The 8,385-nt window shown below is 57.8% G+C and carries 1 protein-coding gene; it reads left to right on the top strand.

What is annotated here, in order from left to right; genetic code table 11:
* A partial coding sequence (locus tag PEL01S_RS33670; protein ID WP_127463289.1) for a non-ribosomal peptide synthetase occupies positions 1–8,385 on the top strand: 8,385 nt, incomplete at both ends.

Raw genomic sequence — 8,385 nt, forward strand, 5'->3', positions numbered from 1 at the left:
ATGTCAACGGATGTGCTGACCGAAGAGTTCGGCCGGTTGTACAACGGGGAAAGCTTGGCGCCGCTGCGCATCCAGTACAAGGACTATGCGGTATGGCAGCAGTCCGAGGAGCAACTGGAGCAGGTAAAACGGCAGGAGGCTTATTGGCTGGACATGTTCCGGGGTGAGTTGCCCGTGCTTGAAATGCCGACGGATTATCCGCGCCCTGCGGTGCGGAGGTTCGAAGGAAGCACACTTTCCTTCCGCCTGGACGCCGGGGTGAACGAAGCCTTGAAGCGGGTTGCGGCAGAAAGCGGAGCGACGCTGTACATGGTATTACTGGCTGCGTACAACGTTATGCTGCAAAAATATACGGGCCAGGAAGACATCGTCATCGGCACGCCGATTGCGGGAAGAACGCATGGCGATTTGCAGCCGCTCATCGGGATGTTTGTCAACACGTTGGCGATCCGCAATTATCCGGCCGGCGGGAAGACGTTCCGTTCATTCCTGGAGGAAGTGAAGGAAACGACCCTGGGAGCCTACGAGCACCAGACCTACCCGTTTGAGGAGCTGGTGGAGAAGCTGCAGGTGCCTCGCGACCTGAGCCGCAACCCGATTTTTGACGCGATGTTCGTGCTGCAAAATACGGAAAACGAAGAGCTCCAGCTTGACGGGCTTAAGTTAGCTCCGTATCCGAGCGGCAATACGATCGCGAGATTCGATCTGACGCTGGATGTGACGGAAACCGGCAGCGGGCTGGAATGCAACCTCGAATACGCGACCTCCTTGTATGCACGGGAAACGATCGAACGTATGGCGAAGCATTTGGAGCAATTGCTCACTGCGATCGCGGAGGCTGCGGAAGCGCCGATTGCCGGGTTGGAGATGCTGACGGCGGCGGAGCAGACACAGCTTCGTCACGTGTTCAACGCTACGGCGGCAGACTATGAAGCGGATAAAACGATTCACCGATTGTTTGAGGAACAGGCGGAACGCACTCCGGATCATCTGGCCGTCGTCTTCGAAGGGCAACAGTTGACGTATCGGGAATTGAACGAACGAGCGAACCGGTTGGCACGTACCTTGCAGGCGCTGGGTGTGCAGACGGACCAGCCTGTCGGACTTATGCTTGAGCGCTCTTTGGAAATGGTCGTCGGTATGTTTGCCGTCCTGAAAGCCGGGGGGGCCTACGTGCCGATCGATCCGGAATACCCGGAAGACCGCATCAGCTACATGCTGGAAGATTCGGGCGCGCAAGTGTTGTTGGCCCAGCGTCGTTTGCAGGAGCGCGTTTCGTTTGCCGGGACCGTCGTCACGGTGGACGACGAGCAGGCTTACGCCGGGGACGGATCGAACCTGGAGTCCGCCGTAGGTCCGAACGATTTGGCGTATATCATTTATACGTCGGGGACGACCGGTAAGCCGAAAGGGGTTATGGTCGAGCATCACGGGCTGTGCAGCCTGAAGCAAATGTTCGCGAACACCTTGCAAATAAACGCACAGGACCGGGTCGTTCAATTCGCAAGCTTGTCGTTTGACGCATCGTGCTGGGAAGTATTCCAAACTCTGTTCCTCGGCGCGACGTTGTACATCCCGACGAAGGAAACGATTCTGGATTATCAATGGTTCGAGCGGTACATGAGCGATAACGGCATTACGACCGCTACGCTGCCTCCGACCTATGCGGTCTACTTGAACCCGGACCATATGCCGGGCTTCAAAAGGCTGGTCGCGGCAGGCTCCGCTTCATCCTTGGAGCTGCTTCAGCAGTGGAAAGATAAAGTGAACTATTTCAACGCTTACGGTCCGACGGAAGACTCGATCTGCACGACCATTTGGACGCCTTCGACCGAAGATATCAGCCAATTGAAGTCGGTGCCGATCGGAGGTCCCGTCGTCAATCATCGGATTTATATTGTCGATGCGCATCATCAAGCGGTGCCCGTCGGCGTGGCTGGCGAGTTGTGCATCGCAGGCGTAGGCCTGGCGCGGGGTTATTTGAACCGTCCCGACCTGACGGCGGAGAAATTCGTGGACAATCCGTTCGAGCCGGGCGAGCGGATGTACCGGACGGGCGATTTGGCCAAGTGGCTGCCGGACGGAACGATCGAGTATCTGGGCCGGATCGACCATCAGGTCAAAATCCGCGGCTACCGGATCGAGCTGGGCGAGATCGAAGAGCAGCTGCTGAAGCTCGCGTCCGTTCAGGAAGCGATTGTCATCGCGCACGACGACGCAAGCGGACAAAAGCAGCTTTGCGCCTACTTCGTGGCCGACCGGACGATGACAGTGGGTGAGCTGAGAGGGGAGCTGTCCGGCGAGCTGCCGGGGTACATGATCCCGTCGCACTTCGTGCAGCTGGAGCGGATGCCGCTGACGCCGAACGGGAAGATCGACCGCAAGGCACTGCCCGCTCCACAAGGAAACGCTTCGACGGGAGCCGACTATGTCGCGCCCCGGAGCGAGGAGGAAAAGGTACTCGCTGACGTATGGCAGGCCGTGCTGGGCGCGGAACGTGTCGGAGCGACGGATCATTTCTTCGAGCTGGGCGGAGATTCGATCAAATCGATTCAAGTTTCGTCCCGCCTGCATCAGGCCGGGTACAAGCTGGAAATCCGCGACTTGTTCAAATATCCGACCGTCGCGCAGCTGAGCAAGCATATACGTCCGGTGGCGCGGATGGCCGATCAAGGGGAGGTAAGCGGCGACGTCTCGCTGACGCCGATCCAGCACTGGTTCTTCGAGACGCAGTTTGCCGAGCCGCATCATTTTAACCAATCGGTCATGCTGCACCGCAGGGACGGCTTCGACGAAGCGGCGATTCGCAAGGTACTGCAGAAGCTTGTGGAGCATCACGATGCGCTGCGTGTCGTATTCCACAAGTCGGAGAACGGCTACACTGCATGGAACCGAGCTATCGGGGAAGGCGAGCTTTACGGTCTGGAAGTGGTGGATCTCAAAGGAATCGAGGAGTCCGCGCAAGCGGTCGAAGCCAAAGCGAACGAAATTCAGAGCAGCATCGAGCTGGAAGCGGGACCGTTTGTCAAAGCGGGGCTGTTCCAATGCGCAGACGGCGACCATCTGCTGATCGTCATCCACCATGGCGTGGTCGACGGCGTATCGTGGCGCATTTTGCTGGAGGATCTCGCGATCGGCTACGAGCAAGCTGTGAAGGGAGAAGAGCTTCGTTTTCCGGCGAAAACGGATGCGTACCGCACTTGGTCCGAGCAGCTTGGGGCGTATGCGCAAAGTCCGGTTATTGAGCACGAGCTGGCCTATTGGAAGCGCATCGCGCAAACGGAGGTGCAGTCGCTGCCCAAGGACGAGCAGGTGGACGTTTCCTTGCAGCAGGATAGCGAATCCATCTCGATAGAGTGGACCCGCGAGGAAACGGAGCAGCTGTTGAAGGGCGTCCATCGCGCGTACAACACCGAAATGAACGATATTTTGCTGGCGGCGCTGGGGATGGCCGTTCAGAAATGGAGCGGCCTGGACCGTGTACTGGTGAACCTGGAAGGCCACGGCCGGGAATCCATCATGACGGATATCGATATTACGCGCACCGTAGGCTGGTTCACGAGCAAATATCCGGTTGTGCTTGAGCTGGAGCAAGGCAAAGACATCTCCTACTTGCTCAAGAAAACGAAAGAAGACCTTCGTGGAATCCCGAATAAAGGGATCGGTTACGGCATATGCCGATACTTGTCTGCAGCGAAGAACGATATTGCATGGGGCGCGGAGCCGGAAGTCAGCTTCAACTATCTCGGACAATTCGATCAGGATTTGCAAAACAGCGACATCGGAGTATCGGCGCATACGGGCGGCAAACAGTCGAGCGACCGGCAAAAGCGTATTTTCGTGCTGGACATCAACGGCATGATTGCAGACGGAACGCTGTCGCTCGAGCTGAGCTACAACGGCAAGGAATACCGCCGGGAGACGATGGAGCGTCTCGCCGCTTCGCTTCAGGAAAGCCTACGCGTCATCATCGCGCATTGCGTTTCGAAAGAGCGGGCGGAATTGACGCCGAGCGACGTTCAATTCAAAGGACTGAGCGTGGAGGAGCTTGAGCAAATTTCCGGACAAACGCAGCACCTTGGGGACATCGAGAACATCTATGCGCTCACGCCGATGCAAAAAGGGATGTGGTTCCACAATACCTTGAACCGACATGGCGGAGCGTATATCGAGCAAACGCTGTTTAACGTCCAAGGCGCTCTGAACATCGAGCTGTTCTCCCGAAGCTGGAACGAGCTGGCGGCGCGGCATGCCGTGCTGCGCACCAACTTCCACAGTGGCTGGAGAGGGGAACCGCTGCAGATTGTTTACCGCTACAAGCCGGTCGAGTTTGCTTACGAAGACCTGCGTCATTTGGCAGAGGCCGAATGGAGCGCGTATCTCGATCAACTGGTGAATGACGACAAGACCCGGGGCTTCGATCTGGAGCAGGATGCGCTGATGCGGGTGAAAGTTGTCCGCACACAGGAAGAAAGCTTCCATGTGCTTTGGAGCTTCCATCATATCCTGATGGACGGCTGGTGCTTGCCTCTAATCGCCAAAGAGCTGTTCGACACGTACGAGGCTTACCTGAGCAACGATTTGTCCGAACGGCCTGCGGCTCCGTCCTACAGCCATTATATCGAATGGCTGGAGAAGCAGGATATGGAAGCGGCGGCCCGTTATTGGACCGGGTTCTTGGCAGGTTACGACAGCCAGACGACGCTGCCTCAAGGCAAATTGCACAACAAGGACGGGGAGTATACGGAAGCGAATATTCTCCGCTCGCTGGGCAAGAGCTTGACCGAACGGATGAGCCGAATTGCCAAGCAGCATCAGGTGACCGTGAATACGTTGATGCAGGCGGCTTGGGGCATTATATTGCAGAAGTATAACGGAACGGACGATGCGGTATTCGGCAGCGTCGTTTCAGGAAGATCCGCGGAGATCGCGGGGATCGAAGAGATGATCGGGCTGTTCATTAACACGATTCCGGTCCGCGTCTCTTGCGAGGCGGAGCAAAGCTTTGCCGACGTGATGAAGCGGGTGCAGGAAGCGGCTTTGGAGTCGGGAGGCTACGATTACTACCCGCTGTACGAAATTCAGGCGCAGAGCGCCCAAAAGCAGGATCTGATCACCCATATTATGGCCTTCGAGAACTTCCCGATGGACGAGCAGATCGAGCAGGCGGGCAGCTATGAGGACGGAAAGCTTGCGATTACGGATGTCGACATCGCGGAACAAACGAACTATGACTTTACCCTGGTTGTCATGCCGGGAGAAGAGCTTGCCGTCCGCTTCTATTACAATGCGTCCGTGTACGAACATTCTGCCATGGAGCGGCTGATGGGACATCTCATCCATGTGCTCGAGCAGGTCACAGCCAGCCCGAATGCTCCCGTAAGTATGCTGGAGCTGGTGACCGAGGCGGAGAAAGCGGAGATTATTCACGTATTCAACAATACGGCGGCGGAATACCAGCAAGAACAGACGATTCACGGGCTGTTCGAAGAGCAGGCGCTGCGTAATCCCGATGCGGTGGCGGTTGTGTTCGAGAAATCGCAGCTTACGTACGGGGAACTGAACGAGCGGGCGAACCGGCTGGCGCGAACGCTGCGCGACGCCGGGGTGCGGCCGGATCAGCTGGTCGGCCTTATGGTCGAGCGCTCGCTGGAAATGGTCGTCGGCATAATGGCGATTATGAAAGCCGGCGGCGCCTATATTCCGATCGATCCGGAATATCCGGAGGACCGCATCCGGTACATGCTGGAAGATTCCGGTGCGCAAGCGCTGCTGACGCAGCGTCATTTGCGGGAACGCGTATCGTTTGCCGGGACGTTTGTGGCGGTGGACGACGAGCAGGCCTATCATGCGGACGGCTCGAATCTGGAGCCGGTCGTCGGACCGAATCATCTGGCCTATGTGATTTATACGTCGGGTACGACGGGCAAGCCGAAAGGGGTTATGGTCGAGCATCACGGGCTGTGCAGCCTGAAGCTGATGTTTGCGAACACGCTGCAAATGACGGAGCAGGATCGTGTCGTGCAGTTTGCCAGCCTGTCGTTTGATGCGTCGTGCTGGGAAATTTTCAAAGCGCTGTTCTTCGGCGCCACGTTATATATTCCGACTTCTACGACCATTCTCGATTATCCGCTGTTCGAAAGCTATATGAACGAGAATGGCATCACGGCGACGATCCTGCCGCCGACTTATGCGGCTTATCTGAATCCGGACCGGATGCCAAGCCTGAAGAAGCTGATCACAGGCGGTTCGGCGGCTTCGGTCGAATTCGTCCAGCAGTGGAAGGACAAGGTTCTGTACTTCAACGCCTACGGGCCGACGGAAGCCTCGATCGTAACGTCGATTTGGGACGAAGCGTCGGACAGTCTTGGAGACCGGAAGTCGGTGCCGATCGGCCGGCCGCTTGCGAACCACCGCATCTACGTCGTGGATTCGCATAACCGGATGCTGCCAGTCGGCGTAGCCGGAGAGCTGTGCATCTCGGGCGTCGGGCTGGCGCGAGGGTACTTGAACCGTCCCGAGCTGACGGCGGAAAAATTCGTCGACAATCCGTTTGAGCCGGGCGAGCGGATGTACCGGACGGGCGATCTGGTCCGCTGGCTGCCGGACGGTAATCTTGAATACTTGGGCCGGATCGACCATCAGGTGAAAATCCGCGGCTACCGGATTGAGCTTGGCGAAGTGGAAACGCAGCTGGCGAAGATCGACACCGTTCAGGAAGCGATTGTCCTTGCGCGCGAGGACGCAAATGGACAGCAGCAGCTTGTCGCCTACTTTGTAGCACAAAGAGAGCTCACGGCGGCTGAACTGAGAGCGGCGATGTCGCAGGAGCTGCCGAACTATATGATCCCGTCGTACTTCGTACAGCTGGCGCAAATGCCGCTTACGCCGAACGGGAAGATCGATCGCAAGGCGCTGCCTGCTCCGGAAGGAAGCATGCACGCGGGCGGCGAGTACGTCGCGCCGCGGACGCCGACGGAAGCCAAGCTGGCGCACATTTGGCAGGACGTGCTCGGGCTGGAGAAGGTGGGCGTGAAGGACAACTTCTTCGAGCTTGGCGGTCATTCGCTGCGTGCCACGGCATTGGCGAGCAAGGTGCGCAAGGAGCTGAATATGGAGCTTCCGCTGCGGCACATCTTCCAATTCCCGACGGTCGAGCAATTGGCCGAGGCGATCGGACAGTTGGAGCAGCAGGAGTTCGATGCGATTCCTGTCGTCGAAGAACGGGAATACTACCCGGTTTCCTCGGCTCAGAAACGGCTCTATATCCTGCAGCAGCTGGAAGGCGCAGCCCAAAGCTACAACATGCCGGGCGTGATGGGCCTCGAAGGGGCGCTGGACCGCGAGCGGTTCGAAGAGACGTTCCGTAAGCTGATTGCGCGTCATGAGACGCTGCGGACGGGCTTCGAGCTGATAGACGGCGAACCGGTGCAGCGGATCTATCCGGAAGTGGATTTTGCCGTCGAAACGGTTCAAGCCGGCGAGGAAGAAGCCAAAGCGATCGTGCGCGACTTTATCCGTCCGTTTGATCTGGCGAAGCCGCCCCTTCTGCGGGTAGGCTTGATCGAGCTGGCGCCCGAGCGGCACATCCTGATGCTGGATATGCATCACATTGTTTCCGACGGCGTCTCGGCGGATGTTCTGGTGGAAGAATTCGCCCGGCTGTATAGCGGGGAGGAACTGCCAGGGCTGCGCATCCAGTACAAGGATTATGCCGTATGGCAGCAGTCCGAGGCGCAAAAAGAGCAGTTGAAGCGTCAGGAAGCGTACTGGCTCGAAGCGTTCCGCGGGGAACTGCCCGTGCTCGAAATGCCGACCGACTATGCCCGCCCAGCCGTGCAGAGCTATGCCGGCGATACGCATGATTTCCGCATGAACTCGGAAATAAGCGAAGGGCTGAAGCGAATCGCTGCGGAAAGCGGCGCGACGCTGTACATGGTGCTGCTGGCCGCCTACACGGTGCTGCTGCAAAAGTACACCGCTCAGGAGGACGTCGTCGTCGGAACGCCGATCGCAGGCAGAACCCATGCGGATCTGCAGCCGCTGATCGGGATGTTCGTCAACACGCTGGCGATCCGCAACTATCCGGCGGCGGACAAAACGTTCCTTTCGTACCTGGAGGACGTGAAGGAAACGACGCTAGGCGCGTTTGAACACCAGACTTATCCGTTTGAAGAGCTGGTGGACAAGCTGCAAATGGCTCGGGACTTGAGCCGCAATCCGCTCTTTGACACGATGTTTTCCCTGCAAAACACGGAAAACAAAGAGATGCATCTTCCAGGACTTCACCTGACACCGTACCCGACCGAGTATGGCATGTCGAAATTCGACCTGAGCCTCGACATGATGGAGGACAGCGAGGGTCTGGAGTGCAGTCTCGAATAC

It is taken from the genome of Paenibacillus elgii NBRC 100335 (assembly GCF_004000865.1).
Classification (GTDB): Bacteria; Bacillota; Bacilli; order Paenibacillales; family NBRC-103111; genus Paenibacillus_G; species Paenibacillus_G elgii.